The organism is Candidatus Poriferisodalis sp. (assembly GCF_965204125.1).
GTDB lineage: Bacteria > Actinomycetota > Acidimicrobiia > Acidimicrobiales > Poriferisodalaceae > Poriferisodalis.
In genome coordinates this window covers 329,529-347,752 of the sequence record NZ_OZ241968.1, presented here as the reverse complement: position 1 = coordinate 347,752, position 18,224 = coordinate 329,529, and the positions used below count along the sequence as shown (strand labels likewise).

Here is an 18,224-nt window from a genome sequence, read left to right as displayed (position 1 = left end):
CCGAATGGCGAAGCCGCCGCCCGCTGAGGCCGAACCTGCTGCTCCGGCACCTCCGCCGGCAGTCGCTGCCATCGTCACCGCCGGTTCGCGGTGGTCCGATACCGAGTTCGCATTGCGCGCTCTCGCGGCCCAGGACTACCCGCGGCTCGCTGTGCTGGTGCTGTGCGACGCGGCGGGCGAGCAGGGACGCCGGGTCCGTGAAGTGCTCCCCACCGCCGCGGTCGCCGACCCCGCGTCATCACGTAGGGGTCGAAGCCGTGGGGCGCAGCGCGGGCGGATGGGCGCGGTCAACAACCGGGGAGCATCGCTGGTCCGGGGAGCCGATTACCTCCTCTTCCTCTCCGATCGCGTCGCGCTGGCGCCCGATGCCATCAGCATCCTCGTCGACGATGCCGAGAACGTCCCGGGCCGGATCGTCGGTATGGCCGGACCCAAGCTGCTCGACGCCGACGACGGTCTGACGCTGCGCGATCTTGGCGGCACGGCCGACCGGCTCGGGGTCCGGATTCCGGTCGCCGGGCAGGACGAACTCGACCAAGAACAGCACGACGAGTCCCGCGATCTGTTCGTGGCTCCCACTGAGGCGATGCTGGTGCGGGAGGACATCTTCCGCATCGTCGGCGGCTTCGATCCAGCGCTCGAAGGCGATGGCGCCGTTGTCGATCTCTGCTGGCGGATACAGCTCTCCGGTGCGCGGGTCCGGGTGGTGCCGTCTGCAACCGGGACCGTGCGGTCTGCCACCACACAGGCCGCCCATGGGCCCTCGGCGCGCCAGCACGAGCACCGAGCCCGCCTGCGCACCATGACGAAGTGCTACGGGTGGGTGCACCTGCTGCCTGCCGTGATTCTCGCAGCGGTGCTGGCTGCAGGCGAGGTGTTGCTGGCCGCGCTGCGCGGGCGGTTCGCCCAGGCCTCGGATGTGGCGTTGGCATGGCTGTGGAACGCGCGCCACCTCGGGGGCACGTTCGCATTGCGCGGCGCTGCCAAGCGCTACCGGCGGGTGCGAGATGCCGATCTGCGCCGACTGCAGCAGGGCGGTTCGGTGCGTGTCGCCGACTGGTTCCGCTATCGCCTGAGTCCTGAAGGCGGGCTGGCGGCACGGACCACGATCGACGAGAGCATCCTCGGCACCTGGAGACGCAATGCGCACCGGACCGTGTGGGTGGTCTGGCTGGGGGTGCTCGGGCTGATCGCCTTTGGCTCTCGTCACCTGCTCACGGGCGGCATCGGGGCGTACGGCCAATTCGCACATTTCCCCGATGCCGGCACGATGCTCGGGGCGTATCTGGATGGCTGGCGTGATGTAGGGGTTGGTGCAGGCGGCGTCGGCCCACCCGCGATGGGCTTGCTGGGCCTCGGCAGCACTGTGCTGCTTGGTTCCGTCGGAATGCTGAGGAACATTGCCATCTGGGGCCTAGTGCTCGCGGGTCCCATCGGCATGTGGAGGCTGTGCGCCACTGGATCCAGTGGAGACGGGCCGAGTCGCAATGGCCGGCTGGTCGCTCTCGTGCTGTACGCCGTGTGCCCGTTGCCGTACAACGCGCTGGCGGCCGGCCGCTGGGACGTACTGCTGGCATACGGAACTGCACCTGCGATCGTGCTGCTCACCAGCCGCCTAGTGAACGCGTCGGGCGCTCAACGTCCACGCGACGGCTCTCGGCGTGGCACCGCGGCCAGAGTGGCATCGCTCGCCTTGCTGCTGGCTGTTGCGGCGGCGTTCGAGCCGTTCATGATGGTGCTGGCGGTCGCCACAGGAGTGGCCCTCACCGTTGTCGAGTTGGTGCGCCGTACGGCGCGCCGCGAGCCGCTCGGGGCAGCGATCGCCGGATTGCTGCGGGTCGCTGCGGCTGTGGCGCTCGCAGTGGTGGCGTATCTGCCCTGGCTGTTCGAGTTCAGTTCGCTGCGCGCCTATCTCGATGTCTCGCTCGGCGGCCGCACTTCGTCGACACCGTCGTCGCTGGGGGAGCTGTTGCGGTTCCAGACCGGCCCGCTCGGCGATCTTCCGCTCAGCTGGGGTCTGCTGGTGGCTGCGGCGGTGCCGCTGCTGGCCGGGAGCGGAGGCCGGCTGTGGACGGCGGTGCGCGGTTGGCTGGTAGCGCTGGCCGGCTTCGGGTTCGCTTGGTTCATCGTGGCCGGCTGGGCCGATCAGCTGATCAGCAGCGCAACGCCAGGGTTCTCGCTCGCCGAAGTGTCCTTGGCATTCGGGGCCGTCGGTCTGTGCTGGGCCGCCGCAGCAGGACCCGCAGCCCTGGCGCCCGCCGACGGAGATGCACCGCCCCGGATCCGCAGTGCCATGGTCTTGCTGAGCGGCATCGCGGTGGGTGCCATGGTGGTCCCGACGGCGTGGGCGTCGATCGACGGCGACTGGACGGCGCCGAGCTTCGACCACCGGGTGCCGCTCGGGCTGGTCGATGACCGGGACGTCGGGCCTGACTACCGGGTGCTCTGGCTTGGCGCTCCGGAGGTTCTGCCGTTGCGCGGCACCGACCTCGGCGTGGAGGGACTCGCTATGGGGACGTCGGTTCGGGGGTATCCCGACATCCGGCACTCATGGGCCACGCCGCGAGCACCCGGCGATGAACGCCTGGCAGACGCCGTACGGGTGGGATTGGCGGGCGACACGCTGCGATTGGGACGGCTGCTGGGTTCTTTCGGCGTCAGGTATGTCGTGGTGGTGGAACGCTCTGGGCCGTCGTACGCCGACGGCTGGGACCGACCGGTGTCCGCGGCGGTTTCCGAGGCGCTCGCCTCGCAGATCGATCTGCGCCCGCTAGCGGCGGATCCCTCGGTGCAGGTGTTCCGCAACGAGGCGTGGTGGTCTTCGCGGTCACAGTTCTCCCGGCCGATCCCGGCAGGCTTCGCGACGGATCCAGTGGATCTCGTGGTGAGCGACTTGACCGACGGCATCGGCGTGCTCACGGATTACCGGTCGGCGACGAGCCAGTTCGGACCGGTGGGCTCTGGCACGTTGCTGGTCGCCGAGTCCTACGATCCGGGCTGGCGACTCCATATCGACGACGCGGACAACGCAGGCTCTGCGGCAGTCGAGCCCGCCCCGGCGCTGGGCTGGGCGATGCGCTTCGATCCGCCCCAAGCCGGCCAGGCTGAGCTGCGCTTTGAGCGTTCGACCGTGGCGTCCAACCGGGTCGCTGCACAGGTGCTGATCTGGCTGACGTTGATCTGGATGGCAATCGGCCAGCCGACCCCCCTCGCCGACCGGATCTCCAGGCTGATGAAGAGGGCAGCGCGGGGGTCGCAGCGGAGCGGCGTTCCTGGCGGCACGGTGGCGGACTCATGAGGGCAGCGCGGTGAAGGTCATCCGGTGGCTGCCCCGGCTGCTGATTCCGCTGGCACTTGTCGCAGCGCTGGTGATCGACGCACGCGACGACCGCGCGGCCCCGATTGTCGCCGCTGCAGGCCCGCAGGCGCACGCGCAGGTCGCGGTGCCACCCCCCGATGCGCTCACATCGAGCTGGTTCTGCCCTCTCGTTGGCATGCGAGGACCAGTTCAGGGTTTCGGAGAGGTCACCACAGAGGTGCTGCTCACGAATATGACAGCCGAAGTGGCATCGGTGTCTGTCGAGTTCCGGGGACGCACAACGGGTCGGCGGTATGTGATGGCCGACGTTGCGCCCCACAGCACCGGTGTGGTCAGCACGTCGGACTATGTGAGCGACGAGGTCACCGGAGCGCTGGTGGAGGCTTCATCGGGCGGGCTAGCGGTGACGCGCAGGTTCGTCTCGCCGCTCGGGATTGACGAGGCTCGCTGTTCGAGCCTGCTGGCACCGGATTGGTACATACCTGTCGGCGATACGCAGTCCGACGCGCTGGCGGTGCTGGCCATCATGAACCCGCTGCCCCGGGATGCGATCGTCGACGTCACGTTTGCTTCGGAAGCTGAATTCGGCCCGTTCGTGGCGCCGGCGCTGACCGGGGTGGTGGTGCCGGCGTGGAGCACCGTCGCCGTCGACATCGGCGAGCATGCGCGCCGTCGAGATGTCGTGGCGGCATCGGTGCGGGCCCGCGCCGGGCGCATCGCCGTGGATTCGCTCGTGGCGTACGACGGGAGCGTCGGCCGCCGCGGCCTGGCCGCGGAGCTCGCGTCGGTGGCTACTGGCGAGCGCTGGCTCGTGCCGGTCCCCGGCATCGACGATGGCACGCGGTTGTGGGTGCGAGTCTTCAACCCGTCCGACGACGTGGCGGAAGTCGCTGCGTCGATCGTGTCCGACGACCCGCTCAGCGACCGTCTGGCCTTTGCAGTGGCGTCGCACGATGTGGTGGAGTTGACGGTCGAGTCGCCCGGCAAACTGGCACCGGGATTGGAAACGCTCCTCGCTGCGCCCGGACTCCCCTTCGGCGTGTCCGTTGCCTCGCAGAATGACGTGCCCATCGTGGTGTGGGCGGAAACGCTGGTGGGCAATGCGGCGAGCCCGCTCACCGACATCAGGGCCGACTCGGAATCTGCTGCTGACGTCTCTGAGCCCGAAGCCGAGTCCGCCACGGTGGTTGCCCAGACCGGCGACACAACGGGCGCCGCCGTGCCCGGCAGCGCCGACGAGTCGGCAGTCGAGGCCCACCCGCCGGTGCTGCGGGCGCAGTCGGGCCTGGCATTCGTGCCAGGTGTCGTCCAGACGGGCAATCGGTGGCTGGTTGTCATTGCGCCGCAGTCCGGCGGCGAGGCCTTCGTGACGATCATGACCGACCCGTTCGCGCCGTCAGAGAGCGATGACGAAGGTGACGGCGCTTCAGCCACTCCGACAGGCGGCGACAGCCGTGTGGTGGTCGCAACACTGGGCCGCGAGACGGTCGCCGTCATCGACGTGCCGGCATCGGGAGTGGTCACTCACCGGCTGGCCAGCGGCACGGCCCGCCTCCTCGTGTCCGACTCGCCGTTCGCAGTGCTGCTGTGGCAGGCACGAGTGGCCGATGCAGGCCTGAGCGTGGCGCATCCGGTGGCCTGGTGAGCGGCTGATGGAGCGCCTCGCAATTGCTGCTGTTCTGATCGTGGTCGCGATCGCGATCGCGACGCTGGCCCAGCGCCGCTGCAGCGCATCGGCCACGGCGGTGCCGCGGTCGGAACTGCCCCCCGCCGTCGACCTCGTGGCGGTTGGCATCCCGGAAGGTCCGGCGCTGGTGGTCTTCACCGAGGAGACCTGCCGCACCTGCCAAGCAGCGCTTGCCGTGGTGCGAGGTCCGGCTGGCGCCGGGCTGCCCGTCGCCGAAGTGCCGTTCGGCGTCGAGCGGGAACTGCATCGCCAGCACGGCATCGACACTGTGCCGACGACGGTGGTGGCCGATGCCGACGGCCGTGTGGTCGATGGCTGGGTCGGCAGCGTTGACCTGTCGGGCCTGGCTGCGGCGCTAGCGCAGGTCGTGCGCCCCGCCGAACCGCAGGACTAGCCAGCCACGAGCGCGGTGATCTGCTCGCCCGTGACGGTCTCGTGCTCGAGCAGGGCCGCGGCGATCCGGTCGAGCGCCGCCCGGTGCTCCACGAGCGCGTTGCGTGCCCGGTCCTGCTGAGTCCGCAGGATCCGCTCGACTTCCTCGTCGATGACCCGGGCAGTCTCGTCTGAGTAGTCGCGCCCCGACACGAGATCCTCGCCGAGGAAGACCTGCGCGTGCGACCCCCAGGCCATCGGCCCCACCCGGTCGCTCATGCCCCACTCGGAGACCATCTTGCGCGCCAGCTCGGTGCCCTGCACGAGGTCGTTCGCCGCCCCGGTCGAGGTCACGCCGAACACGGTTTCCTCTGCCATGCGGCCGCCGAACAGCACCGCCAGCCGGTCCTCGATGTACTCCTGGCTGTAGGCGTGGCGTTCCTCGGGCAGCTGCATGGTGACGCCGAGGGCTTGGCCGGTCGGCAGGATCGTCACCTTGTGCACCGGGTCGGCGTGCGGGAACAGCGTGGCGATCAGCGCGTGCCCGCCCTCGTGGTAGGCGGTGACTTCTCGCTCCCGCTCGGTCAGCGCCACCGACTCGCGGCGCTGGCCCATCAGCACCCGGTCGCGCGCTGCCTCGAAGTCGGCCTGGGCGATCGATTCCGAGTCGCGCCGCACGGCGTGCAGTGCCGCTTCGTTCACCAGGTTCGCCAGGTCGGCGCCGCTCATGCCGGGCGTGCCCTTCGCCAAGGTGTCGAACTGCACGTCGGGGTCGGTCTTCTTGTCCTTGGAGTGCACCTCCAGGATGGCGAGCCGCTCGGAGAACTCCGGCAGCGGCACGACCACCTGGCGGTCGAACCGGCCGGGCCGCAGCAGGGCGGGGTCCAAGATGTCGGGCCGGTTGGTGGCCGCCATCATCACGATGCCGCCGCTCTCCTCGAAGCCGTCCATCTCGGCCAGCATCTGGTTGAGCGTCTGCTCGCGCTCGTCGTGGCCGCCGCCGAGACCCGCTCCTCGCTTGCGGCCGATCGAGTCGATCTCGTCGATGAAGATGATCGCCCGCCCCAGCTTGCGGGCGCTCTGGAACAGGTCTCGCACACGGCTGGCGCCGACGCCCACGAACATCTCCATGAAGTCCGAGCCGGTGACCGACAGGAACGGCACACCGGCCTCCCCGGCCACGGCCCTGGCAATGAGCGTCTTGCCGGTGCCCGGCGGGCCCACCAGCAGCACTCCCTTGGGGACCTTGGCGCCGATCGCCGTGAAGCGTTCGGGCGTTCTGAGGAAGTCGACGACCTCGGTGATCTCCTGCTTGACGCCGTCGTAGCCGGCGATGTCCTCGAACTTCGTGGAGGGCCGCTCGGTGGTGTAGGTCTTGGCCTTGCTCCGGCCGATCGACATGATCCCCGACATCTGGCCCTGCGCCCGGCGCTGCATCCACCAGAACAGCAGGAAGATCAAGCCGAACGGCAGCAGGAACGGCAGCAGGCTGACGAGCAGGTTGGGCCGGTCGGTATGGAACTCGATGTTCACCTCGCGCTCTCGCAGCAAGTCCAGATCGGTCTCGGGCAGCTCCACCGGACCCTCGGAGGAGAACCGGGTGCCGTCGGTGTACTCGCCGGTGATCGCGCCGGTGCCGTTGGTGACCGTGACGCTGCTCACGGTCCCCGAGGAGACCTCGGCGATGAGTGCGCTGTAGTCGATGGGCTCGCCGCCGTCGTTGCGCAGGAGTCCGGGCAGGAACATCACCGACAACAGCACCATGGCGAGCAGCCAGATCGACCAGCGCGGCCAGCGCTCGCTGCGCCGGCGGGCTCCGGAGTCGGCCGGGGACGGCGCGCTGTGCCTGGACCCGTCCTTGGGCGCGTCGTCGGCCGGCACGTCGGGAGGCTCGCTGGCGCGCGGCTTGCGCGCGCGGGAGTGCCGCTCGCCCGAGGGCACCTCGGATGCCATGGGTTCATGCTAAGAGGCTGAGCCGCTATGCGGCGATGCCGTGGCCCGAGCGGCCCGTGAGCGCAGCGAACAAGAGCGGGAAATACGGGGCCCGGCAGTCGCCGGACCCCTATCGGACGGGCCGCGTCGTCGCCTCTCCGCCCGGCCTCTAGCCTGCGCGGGTGGCCGCACTGACCACGCGCCCCTCTGATACGGGGTCGGTGTTGCGAGCGTGGGTTGAGGCTGCGGTGGTTGTGGCGAGCTGCGTTGCGGCGGTGGTGTGGCTCGAGCCGGGTGCTGTCGTGTCCACGTCGATACCCACGGGCGGCGACATGGGTGCCCACGTCTGGGGCCCGGCGTTCCTGCGCGACGAACTGCTGCCGGCGGGCTCGCTGCGCGGCTGGTCGCTGGAGTGGTACGCAGGCATGCCCGCCATGCAGTTCTACATGGTGCTGCCGTACCTGATGATCGTGGCGGCGGACGTGGTGCTGCCCTACGGCGTGGCGTTCAAGCTGGTGGCGATCAGCGGCGTCGTGTCGATGCCGGCCGCTGCCTGGCTCATGGGTCGGCTGGCGGGCTGGGCACAGCCGCTGCGGATGCTGCTGCCCGCTGCGCTGCTGCTGTTCGTCTTCGATGTCAACTTCACGATCTACGGCGGGAACGCAGCCTCGACGCTGGCAGGGGAGTTCGCGTTCTCGATCGCGCTGTCGGCGACGCTCGTGTACCTGGGCATGCTCTGGCGCTCGCTGGAGCGGGGGACCGGGCGGGCCCGGGCGAGCCTGGTGCTGGCGTTCGTGGCCCTGTGCCATCCCATCCCGCTGGCATTCGCGGTGGCCGCCAGCATCCTGATGGTGGCAGTGCGCGGCCTCCATGCGCTGCCTGGCCGCATCGGCCGGACTCCGGCGCTGGGTGCGTCGATCGCGGCGATCATGCTGTGGACCGCTGTATGGAACCTCGCCGAGTCCCCGCTGGCTCGCCTGGCGGTGCCTGCGGCGGCCGTTGCGGTGCTCGTGGCGATGGAGTGGCGCCGGTCGTGGCACGCGCTGGTCATCGGCATCATCGGCGGCGCGCTGTCGGCGTTCTGGACAGTGCCGTTCGTGGCCCGGCGGGCGTACCTCAACGACATGGGCTGGGAACGGCTCACCTCGGTGCGGGAGCACCTGTTCTTCACCAACGACATCAGCGGCGACGGGGCGCACCACAGCATCACCTGGCTGCTCGTGCTGGCGGGCGTCGGGGCCGTCGTCGGCTTCGCACGCTGGTACCGCCCGGCGCTGACGTGGACGGTCATCGCCGTCACAATGGCCATGGGGTTTGTGCACTGGCCCCAGCACCGGCTGTGGAACGCACGCATCCTGCCGTTCTGGTACTTGGCGGTGTACGTGCTGGCCGCGATGGGCCTGTGGCTCATCCTCGACACGCTGACTCGTCGCCGCTCGCCTGCTCCAGATGCAGGCGACCCGGATGCGGGCGCTCCGGCTGCCGGTATCCCTTCCCCTGCCGCGCGGGTACCGGTGGCAACCGGAGATGGCGTGCTGCCCTGGGTGAGGGTGTTCGTGCCCGTCGCTGCCTTGACGGCGGTTGCAGGCCTGCTGTCGCTGCAACTCGGCAGCGCGCCCGGTGCGAGGCTCGATGCCGAGGGTGCATATCGCTGGGGTCCGTTCACCGTGTCCGCAGAGGACCGCAACTTCGTTTCCGGCTGGGCGCGCTGGAACTTCCGCGGCTACGAGGGTCGCCCGGCGTATCCCGAGTACCACGAATTCGTCACAGCCATGAGCGATATCGGCGAGACGCCCGGCCTCGACTGCGGGCGCCTGCTGTGGGAGTACGACCGGGACATCGTGGGCGCGTACGGCACGCCGATGGCCCCGATGCTGCTGCCGCACTGGACCGACGGCTGCATCGCCTCCATGGAGGGTCTCTACTTCGAGTCGTCGCCTACGGTGCCGTTCCACTTCCTCATGCAGTCGGAGCTGTCGGCGTCACCCTCGCGTCCGATGCGCGGCCTTCCGTACAACGCCTTGAACTTCGACTTGGGTGTTCCCCACCTGCAGATGTCGGGCGTGCGCTACTACGCGGCCTTCAGCTCCGAGGCCACCGCCGCGGCACTGGGCTCTGCCGACTTGCAGCACATCGCCACGGCGGGACCGTGGTCGATCTTCCTCGTCGCCGGCAGCGAACTGGTGTCACCGCTGCGGTTCGAACCGGCCGTGGCTGAAGATGTGTCGCAGGCCGGACGGGCGTGGACCGATCCGGCGGCCATCTGGTGGAACGACCCTGCGGCGTGGGCGGTGCCGATTGCAGCGGACGGGCCGGAGCACTGGTCACGGGTGGTGCTGCTGGCGCCTCCCAACCCGGACGGAGCGCCGCCTGCGTCGCTGACGCGATTCAGCGCTGCACCGAGGCGCGCCCTGCCGCCGGTGCAGATCAGCGATCCCGAGTTGAGCCGGCAGCGGCTGTCGTTCTCTGTAGATCGGACGGGCATCCCGGTGCTGGTGAAGGTGTCGTACTTCCCGAACTGGTCGGTGCGGGGTGCGCAGGGTCCGTACCGGGTGACACCCAACTGGATGGTGGTGGTCCCCACCGACGAGCGAGTCGAGCTGACCTATGGCGCTACCGCGGTGGAGTATCTGGCTTGGCTGGCAACCGTGCTCGGAGCGATAGCGCTCGCGCTGGTGGCCGTGCGGCCCCCAGTGCGCTTCGACCGACGCCGACCGGAGGCTGAGCTTCCCGCGCGGGACGCCGGTGCTGAGGAAGCGGCGGTCTCAGTTGTGCTGCCGGCGTACCAGGCAGCGCACCTCGTCGGCGCAGCCGTCACCGAGATCAGCGCAGCCTTGGGCGGCCAGGAAGTGCTGGATGGCCCACTCGAGATCGTGGTGGTCGACGACGGCTCGACCGACGGCACAGCAGAGGCGGCCCAGCGAGCAGGGGCCGATGTGGTGGTGTCGCTGGAAGCCAACCGAGGCAAGGGCGCAGCGGTGCGCGCGGGGATGCTGGCGGCGAGCGGCCGTCTGCGCCTGTTCACCGATGTCGATCTCGCCTACCCGCCCGGGCAGCTCACCTCGCTCATCGATGCGCTCCGTGACGGGGCCGATGTGGCGCTGGGCAACCGGCGCCACGCCGAGGCACGCACGATCAACCCGGCGCGGCCCGCCCGTGCGTTGGCGAGCCGGATGTTCAACGCCTTCACGCGCCTCGTGCTCCTGCGCCGCTACCGAGACACGCAGTGCGGCTTCAAGGGCTTCACCGCGGATGCTGCGCAGGAGATCTTCAGCCGTGCAGTCATTGACAGGTTCGCGTTCGACGTCGAGGTGCTCTACCTGGTCGAGCACCTCGAGCTGACGGCCGCCGAAGTGCCCGTCACCGTGGATCACTCAGCCGACACCACGGTCCGTCTGGTGGCCCAGTCGCTCCAGGTGGTGGCCGACATCGGCCGCATCCGCCACCGCGCCGCCGCCGGCGCCTACGACGCTCCTCGAGTGCCTCCAGCCGACCTGCCTGTCGGCCCGGCCCCTCAGGCTTGAGCGTCCTGAACTGCAGGTGCGGGATCGCTGACCGGGCTCTTGGGGTGCGGCCTGTGCTCGTTGCTCGCGACGACGGCCATGAGCGGGGCAGGCCGTGCCTGACCCGGCGTGCGCCCCTTCGGCGACGCACGGTGCCGTGACGGTGTGCGCGGAATGGTCACGCCGCTGGGGCGCGTCTGGGAGAACAGGCCCGCTTCGTCGAGCAGCACCCGGTCCTCGTATTCGTCGAACCACAGCGCTTCGGGGTTCCGCCCGACGATGGTGACCTTGCCCCGGTCCGGCGCGTGGGCCGGATTTCGCAGCACCTTGAAGATCACCACGCCGTTCTCGGCGCCCGGCAAGCCGGCAATCGGCTCATCGGTCACCGCTGAGACCTCCGTCTTGCCCTTGTAGTGCACGATCGTGAGCCGGGCGTGCGATTCCACGCCCGACAGGCCGCGTTGCGAATCGTTCAGGAGCTGCCACGCGGTCTCGATGGGCACATTGAATGCCTTGTAGGCAATGATGTTCCGTCCGCAGAAGAAGTAGTGGTTCTCGACGCCGACGCCCTTGAGCGTGCGCTGGAGGATCCGCAGTGCATCGGCATCGTCGTTGACTCCAGCGATGATGGGAGTCTGGTTCTCGACGCTGATCCAGCCGCGTTCGACCAGCGCATCGACGGCTCGCCGTGTGTTCGGACGCCACTGAAGGAATCCCTTCTCACCGGCGATGTACTGGCCGTCGGCATCTTTGACCAGGAATTCGTCTGGATGGTTGAAGTGGATCATGAACCGCATCGCGACATCGGGATACACCTCATGGAAACGGTCGATCATCGCGAAGAAGGCGTCATCGAAGCGATCCGGGTAGAACGCCAGCTCCTTGGTGCCCACCCGGATGGCCTCGGCGCCCGCTTCGGCCAATGCCGTGAACCATGCTGCGAGCTTGGAATTCGGCAGCACCATGGGGTCGCCGCCCGACAGGAGAATCTCACGCAGCTTCGGTCTGCCGGTTTCCGGATGAAGTCCCCCGTTCGCTGCGACCGCGGCATTGTGTGTCTGGATGTACTCGGTGATCTCGCCGACCTGCGCCAGGCCCTTTTTCTTGACGGTGCCGTCCGACCGTTCAATCTCTTTGCGCCCAATCAACTCCTCGCGATAGCAGAATCTGCAATGAGCAGAGCAGGTTGAGATCACATACAACAGCGCCATTTCATACTTGTGCAGCAGTCCCTCGATAGGGCTGTAGTCAAGTTGATTGGCGGGGTCTGGATCACCCTCAAGATCCACAGTTTCATCAGGTGATGCCTTGACGAGCTTTTGAAGTGCTGCGCTCGACTTGGCCATTTCGAAATAATGCCGTGTCAGTTTGACAGGCATTCTTACTTCTACATCACGATCAGTCCCACGCAGTTGGCTTAAATCACTGAGCTCTTTCTCACTATAGAATGTGCGGAAATCCTCAGGAGCGGAGCCACTCATGAAGGGTTCGAGACCATTGACAATTTGACGGTCGTACCTGGGGTTCTCGACCTCGTCAAGCACCAATTGTTCCCGGTCTGTTGGCTGGTATTTGCTCTTCGTCATCGCCTCGCTCGCTTGCTTCAGGCAGGGTCGCATCCCACTCTCTGCTCCCACCCTAGGGAAACGAGGGTGCAGATTGCAAGGGGCTTGTCCGCGAGGGCCGCGCACCGCTGCGCGGTCTTTTAGGCTTTGCGAGCGTATGACGGCCCGAATCGACCCTGTAACTGCTGGCGTTCTGGCGGGCATTGTCAAGGCATATGACATACGTGGTATTTGCCCTGAGGAGCTCAGCCCGTCAGTGGCGCGCGGCATCGGTTTCGCCTTTGCGGCGTGGTCGACAGCACCGCAGATCGTCATGGCGCGCGACATGCGCCCGAGCGGCGTTTCGCTAGCCGAGGCGTTCGCCGATGGTGCCCAAGCTGCCGGTGTCGATGTGATCGACATCGGGCTGGCTTCCACGGATCTGCTCTACTTCGCCTCCGGCCACCTGGGCATGCCGGGAGCGATGCTCACGGCGTCGCACAATCCGGCGTCCTACAACGGCATCAAGCTATGCGGCCCGGGTGCTGCACCGGTAGGTGCGGGCAGCGGTCTCGATGAGATCGCTGAGCGGGCGGCACGGGGGGCCCCATCGCCGCCTGGCGGCGGCCGGCGCAGCCGCCGCCGTCTGCTCGACACGTTCGCCGGCCACGTCCGCTCGTTCGTCGATGTCTCGCGACTCGGACCGCTGCGCGTGGTGGCCGACACTGCGAACGGCATGGGAGGCCTCGTGGTGCCGGCAGTCTTCGACCCGCTGCCGTTCGAGTGGGAGCTGATGTACGGCGAGCTCGACGGCACCTTTCCCAACCATCCAGCCGACCCGATCCAGCCGGAGAACCTGGTCGATCTGAGTGAGCGCGTGCGCAGCACCGGGGCCGACGTGGGACTGGCATTCGACGGCGATGCCGACCGGGTGTTCCTTGTGGACGAGCAAGGCAGGGCAGTCAGCGGGTCGTCGCTCACTGCGCTGGTGGCTCAGGCCATGCTGCGCCACAACGGGCCGGGCCCGATCCTGCACAACCTGATCTGCTCACGCGCCGTGCCCGAGGCGATCGTCGAAGCGGGCGGTCAACCCGTGCGCACCCGGGTGGGTCACAGCTTCATCAAGGCAGAGATGGCACGCACCGGGGCCGTCTTCGGCGGTGAGCACAGTGGCCACTACTACTTCGCCGATAACTACCGGGCCGACTCAGGCCTCATCGCGGCGCTCATCGCACTCGAGCAGCTGAGTGCCGCGCAGGTGCCGCTCTCGGAGCTGCTGGCGCCGCTCGACAGGTACGCATCCTCGGGTGAGATCAACACCCGTGTTGCCGATGTCGACGAGGTGCTGCGACGGGTCGGCGCGCACTTCGCGACATTCTCACAGGACCATCTGGACGGCCTCACGGTCGACGGTGGCGACTGGTGGTTCAACCTGCGGCCGTCCAACACCGAGCCCCTGCTGCGGCTGAATCTCGAGGCGCCTGACGCCGGTGCGGTTGCAGAGCGCGTGAGTGAGATCACGGCATTGCTGGCATGATCGCCGCATGGAACCGCAGGCGCCGCCGCACGACAGCGTCACGGCACGTCCGGGAGGCACGCGTGGGCCTTGATCCGGTCGTGGCCGAAGTCCTGGCGTGCCCGCAGGACAAAGGACCGCTGTACTTCGTGCCCGCCAACGATCTGCTGTACAACCCGCGCCTGCGGAAGACGTACGCCGTCGACGGCGGCATCCCGGTGCTGCTGATCGACGAGGCGACCGATGCCGATCCGGCCTCCGCTGCAGCGTTGGACGCCCGCATTGCGAGCGGCGAACTCATCCCGACATTCCAGCCGTGACATTGCCGCGCAATGACACCCCGGTGACGACCGCCCCTGAGGCTGCGGCTGATTCCCTCGACTTGGCGCGAGCAGTGGCCGGTCTGCCCGAGCAGATGGAGGCTGCGCTCGCCTCGTCTCAGGCCACAGAGGGGGCAGTCGACGGCAGCCGTATCGCCAACGTCGTGGTCATGGGCATGGGCGGTTCCGGCGTCGCCGGTGACATCGTCTCGGCGCTTGCAGCCCCCCTGATGCCGGTTCCCGTCGCCGTAGCCAAGGGCTACGAGTGTCCGGCATTCGTCGGTCCGACCACGCTCGCCATCGCCGTTTCGTTCAGCGGCAACACCGAAGAGACGCTGACCGCAGCCACGGCGGCCCACGATGCAGGTGCTTCGGTATTGGCCGTCACATCAGGCGGGCGCTTGGCCGAGCTGGCCGGCGAGTGGGCTGCACCGCTCTACGAGGTGGATTCCGCGATCCCGATGCCGCGGGCCGCGGTGGGCGCTATCTCCGTCGCCCCGCTCGTCGCACTGGAGCGAGCCGGTCTGCTGTCCGGCATTGCCGATTGGGTGGACTCAGCGGCAGCCCAGCTGCGCACCCGTCGCAATGCCGCCGACGGTGACGGAGCCGCTGCAGATCCGCTTGAGGGCATCGTGAGAGCGGTGGGCAACGGTGAGCTGACTCCCGTCTTCTACGGCGGGGGCGCGCTCGGTGCGGTGGCTGCGGGGCGTGCCAAGGCTCAGATCAACGAGAACGCCAAGATCCCTGCCTTCGCCAGCTTCATGCCCGAGCTGTGCCACAACGAACTGGCCGGATGGGACCAAGCCGGTCGCTTGGCCGACGGCTCGCCGCTGGCGGTGATCGCGCTGCGCCACGACTTCGAGCACGTTCAGCTACAGCGTCGCTACGACTTCACCCACGGCGTGCTTGACGGTGCCCGCATCGCCGTGCCGCATGCCGAACTGCACGCTGCGGGCGACGGCCCCATGGCGCAGCTGTTCGACCTCATCTACCAGGTCGACGTGCTGAGCCTGCGTGTCGCAGCAGCCGCCCGGCGTGACCCCGGCCCGATCCCCCTGCTCGAAGAGCTGAAGGCATTCCTTGCCTGAGGCGGCAGGCTGTCGGCCTCTGCGAACGAGGTGATCCCATGACCCAGGCGTCGAGCCTGATCGATGATTTCGAGGTAGCCGACCTGAGCTTGGCGGCTGCAGGACGGCTCCAGATCGAGCTGGCTGAGACCGAGATGCCCGGGCTTATGGCCCTGCGCGCGCAGCACATGGACGCCCGGCCGCTGGCAGGCGCGCGCATCACGGGGTCGCTGCACATGACCGTGCAGACAGCGGTGCTGATCGAGACCTTGGTCGACTTGGGCGCGCGAGTGCGCTGGGCGTCCTGCAACATCTTCTCCACCCAGGACGAGGCCGCGGCTGCAGTCGTGTTGGGGCGCGGCGGAACAGTGGACAGCCCGCAAGGCGTGCCCGTGTTCGCATGGAAGGGCGAGACGCTCGCCGAGTACTGGCGCTGCAATTTCCGTGCGCTTCGCTGGCCCGACGGGCCCGGCCCGACGCTGATCGTCGACGACGGCGGGGACGCCACGCTGATGGTTCACCTCGGGGCTCGCTACGAGTCTCAAGGCGGTGTGCCGAGCCAGTCTGCCGACGGCCCGGATGCGGCATCGCCCGACGAGGTAGCGGTGCACGAGTTGCTCGACGAGATCCAGCGCGCCGAGCCCGGCCTGTGGACCCAGGTCTCGGCCGGTCTGCGAGGTGTCTCCGAGGAAACCACCACCGGCGTGAACCGGCTCTACGAGATGGCAGCACGCGGGGAGCTGACTTTCCCGGCCTACAGCGTCAACGACTCGGTCACGAAGTCGAAGTTCGACAATCTCTACGGCTGCCGGCACTCCCTGATCGACGGCATCAACCGGGCGACCGACGTGATGCTGGGCGGCAAGGTGGCCTTCGTGGCGGGCTACGGCGATGTCGGCAAGGGGTGCGCGCAGGCGCTGCGCGGCCAGGGTTGCCGGGTCATCGTCTCCGAGATCGACCCCATCAACGCGCTGCAGGCCGCCATGGAGGGCTTCGAGGTGGATCGGCTCGACAACGTGCTCGATATCGCCGACATATACGTGACCGCGACGGGCAACCGCGACATCATCTCGGCCGAGCACATGTCGGCCATGAAGCACCAGGCAGTCGTGGCCAACATCGGGCACTTCGACAACGAGATCGACATGGCGGGATTGGCGGCGATGTCCGATGTCCAACGCCGTTCGATCAAGCCGCAGGTGGACGAGTTCGTGTTCCCGAACGGGAATTCGGTGATTGTGCTGGCTGAGGGTCGCTTGGTGAACCTCGGCTGCGCGACCGGGCATCCGAGCTTCGTGATGTCGATGAGCTTCACGAACCAAGTGCTTGCTCAGCTTGAGCTGCACGCTCATGCAGAGGAGCTCGAGGCTGATGTTCACGTGCTTCCCAAGCGGCTGGATGAGGAGGTGGCTCGGCTGCATCTGGATCGGCTGGGTGCAAAACTCACTCGTCTGACGCCGGGACAGGCCTCGTACCTCGGTCTCGACGTGGACGGTCCCTACAAGGCGGATCGCTACCGCTATTGAAGAACAAATTCGTTTCAGCAGCGGGCACCGTCGCTTCTATGGTCCGGCGGGTGCTGTTTGAGGTTCGGTGTGCTGGGTGTGGAGCGTTGGGGTGGTGTCCGTGTGCGGGGTGCATCGAGGCGCTGGCTGATCCTGAGCCCGCGCCGGTGCCGGGCGCGCAGTCCGTCGCGGTGCTGTTCGCTCACGACGATGTCGGGCGTGAGTTCATTCATGCGCTCAAGTACCGGGGCGAGCGGGCCATTGCCGGATGGCTGGGCGAGTCGTTGGCACTTGCTCATCTGGCCGCGCGAGGAAATGCGGTGCCGATTGACACGGTGCCGGTCGGGCCGGCGCCGATTGACACGGTGCCGGTCGGGCCGGTGCCGATTGACACAGTGACGTGGGCGCCGACTACTGCGGCGCACCGCCGGGCGCGGGGGTTTGACCAAGCCGAGACGCTGGCGAGGGCCACGGCCAAGGCGCTGCGGGCACGGCCGATGCGGCTGCTGCGACGGATCGGCGGGACGGCGCAGTCCGGCGCCAGCCGGGAAGAGCGGCTGGCCGGCCCTCGCTTCGAGGGCCGCGCACGCGCGGCCGGGCGCCGGATCTTGCTCGTGGACGACGTGGTCACCACCGGGGCCACGCTGCGGGCAGCAACGGTTGCGCTGATGGATGCCGGTGCTGCGGCTGTCCATGTGGCAGCGTGTGCTCGACGGGGTCGCGACCGCTGCGCGGCGGTTGCCTAACATGGCACTCCCTTCAGTTGGAGCAGAGCTGCAGCCCGGTGCAGCCGCTCAGAAAGCCGAGGCAATGCAGATCACCATCACGGGTCGCAAAGTTCAGGTTCCCGACGATGTGCGGGCTGCGGTGGAGCGGAAGATCGGGGCACTGGATCGATTCGTCAGCGGGTTGGATCGTGCCGAGGTGGTGTTCCGTGAAGAGAAGAATCCTCGCATCGCCGAGCGGGAGCAGGTGGAGGTGACGCTGCTCGGCCACGGCCACCATGTGCGCGCCTCGGTCGCCGGTGTCGACCAGCACCAGGCGGTCGACCTGGCGGTCGGCAAGCTGGGCAAGCAGCTGCGCAAGCTCAAGACCCGTGTCGTGCGCCGGCACCGTCCCAATCTGCACCGCGACGAGGCGCATCATCCGCTCGCACGTCTCGAGAACGACCTCGTCAATGGCGCTCAGGCGCCCGACACCACCGCTGGGCCTGACGATCCCGAGTGGGTGCCGCGCATCGTGCGGCGCAAGAGCTTCGACCTGGAGCTGATGGACGCCGCCGAAGCCGTCACTCGGATGCAGCTGCTGGATCACGATTTCTTCCTCTTCGTGAACGCAGACACCAGCAAGCCGAGCGTGGTGTATCTCCGCTCCGACGGCGACGCCGGCCTCATCGAGATCGACGCATAAGCATCGACCGGCAGCGGAATAATCCTCGGCTCTGGCGCCGGGGGGCAGC

12 protein-coding genes are annotated in these 18,224 nt (G+C 68.2%); 10 read left to right on the top strand and 2 right to left on the bottom strand.

Translation table 11 applies throughout. The features are described from left to right. Positions 1-4: 4 nt before the first annotated feature. Genes ACOGXD_RS01810 through ACOGXD_RS01800 form a run of 3 tightly spaced genes read left to right on the top strand, consistent with a single transcriptional unit; the run spans position 5 to position 5,400 of the window. A complete protein-coding gene (locus ACOGXD_RS01810; RefSeq protein ID WP_419916223.1) occupies positions 5-3,298 on the top strand; it encodes a hypothetical protein in 3,294 nt (1,097 codons plus the stop codon). Positions 3,299-3,308: 10 nt separating this feature from the next. Further along, positions 3,309-4,964 carry a hypothetical protein gene (locus ACOGXD_RS01805; RefSeq protein ID WP_419916222.1) on the top strand — a complete coding sequence of 552 codons (1,656 nt, stop codon included), beginning with the start codon at positions 3,309-3,311 and terminating at the stop codon, positions 4,962-4,964. A gap of 7 nt (positions 4,965-4,971) precedes the next feature. After that, complete coding sequence (locus ACOGXD_RS01800) at positions 4,972-5,400, top strand: TlpA family protein disulfide reductase (RefSeq protein WP_419916221.1); 429 nt, start codon at positions 4,972-4,974, stop codon at positions 5,398-5,400. On the opposite strand, the gene ftsH is transcribed toward ACOGXD_RS01800, so the two are convergent. Continuing rightward, positions 5,397-7,331 (bottom strand): ATP-dependent zinc metalloprotease FtsH, encoded by a 1,935-nt coding sequence (gene ftsH / locus ACOGXD_RS01795; RefSeq protein ID WP_419916220.1) that lies wholly within the window; start codon positions 7,329-7,331, stop codon positions 5,397-5,399. The genes ACOGXD_RS01800 and ftsH overlap by 4 nt on opposite strands. A 161-nt stretch (positions 7,332-7,492) precedes the next feature. Here ftsH and ACOGXD_RS01790 point away from each other — a divergent pair, with 161 nt between their 5' ends. Beyond that, positions 7,493-10,834 (top strand): glycosyltransferase, encoded by a 3,342-nt coding sequence (locus ACOGXD_RS01790; RefSeq protein WP_419916219.1) that lies wholly within the window; start codon positions 7,493-7,495, stop codon positions 10,832-10,834. On the opposite strand, the gene ACOGXD_RS01785 is transcribed toward ACOGXD_RS01790, so the two are convergent. Continuing rightward, positions 10,825-12,399, bottom strand: coding sequence for a KamA family radical SAM protein (locus ACOGXD_RS01785; RefSeq protein ID WP_419916218.1), 1,575 nt, complete (start codon positions 12,397-12,399; stop codon positions 10,825-10,827). The genes ACOGXD_RS01790 and ACOGXD_RS01785 overlap by 10 nt on opposite strands. A gap of 136 nt (positions 12,400-12,535) precedes the next feature. On the opposite strand from ACOGXD_RS01785, the gene manB reads away from it, so the two are divergent. From manB to hpf, 6 genes are all read left to right on the top strand, one after another. Then, positions 12,536-13,894: a phosphomannomutase/phosphoglucomutase gene (manB, locus tag ACOGXD_RS01780; protein ID WP_419916217.1), complete on the top strand. Its 1,359-nt coding sequence runs from the start codon at positions 12,536-12,538 to the stop codon at positions 13,892-13,894. Between the two features lie 62 nt (positions 13,895-13,956). Further along, positions 13,957-14,193, top strand: coding sequence for a Trm112 family protein (locus tag ACOGXD_RS01775; RefSeq protein ID WP_419916216.1), 237 nt, complete (start codon positions 13,957-13,959; stop codon positions 14,191-14,193). After that, complete coding sequence (locus ACOGXD_RS01770; protein ID WP_419916215.1) at positions 14,190-15,281, top strand: SIS domain-containing protein; 1,092 nt, start codon at positions 14,190-14,192, stop codon at positions 15,279-15,281. Before ACOGXD_RS01775 ends, ACOGXD_RS01770 begins: the two co-directional genes overlap by 4 nt. 38 nt (positions 15,282-15,319) lie before the next feature. Beyond that, positions 15,320-16,786, top strand: a complete 1,467-nt coding sequence (gene ahcY, locus ACOGXD_RS01765; protein WP_419916214.1) for an adenosylhomocysteinase — start codon at positions 15,320-15,322, stop codon at positions 16,784-16,786. 50 nt (positions 16,787-16,836) lie between these two features. After that, positions 16,837-17,511, top strand: a complete 675-nt coding sequence (locus tag ACOGXD_RS01760; protein WP_419916213.1) for a ComF family protein — start codon at positions 16,837-16,839, stop codon at positions 17,509-17,511. 64 nt (positions 17,512-17,575) lie between these two features. Next, entirely contained in the window at positions 17,576-18,175 is a 600-nt protein-coding gene (hpf, locus tag ACOGXD_RS01755) for a ribosome hibernation-promoting factor, HPF/YfiA family (RefSeq protein WP_419916212.1), read from the top strand. Positions 18,176-18,224 lie beyond the last annotated feature (49 nt).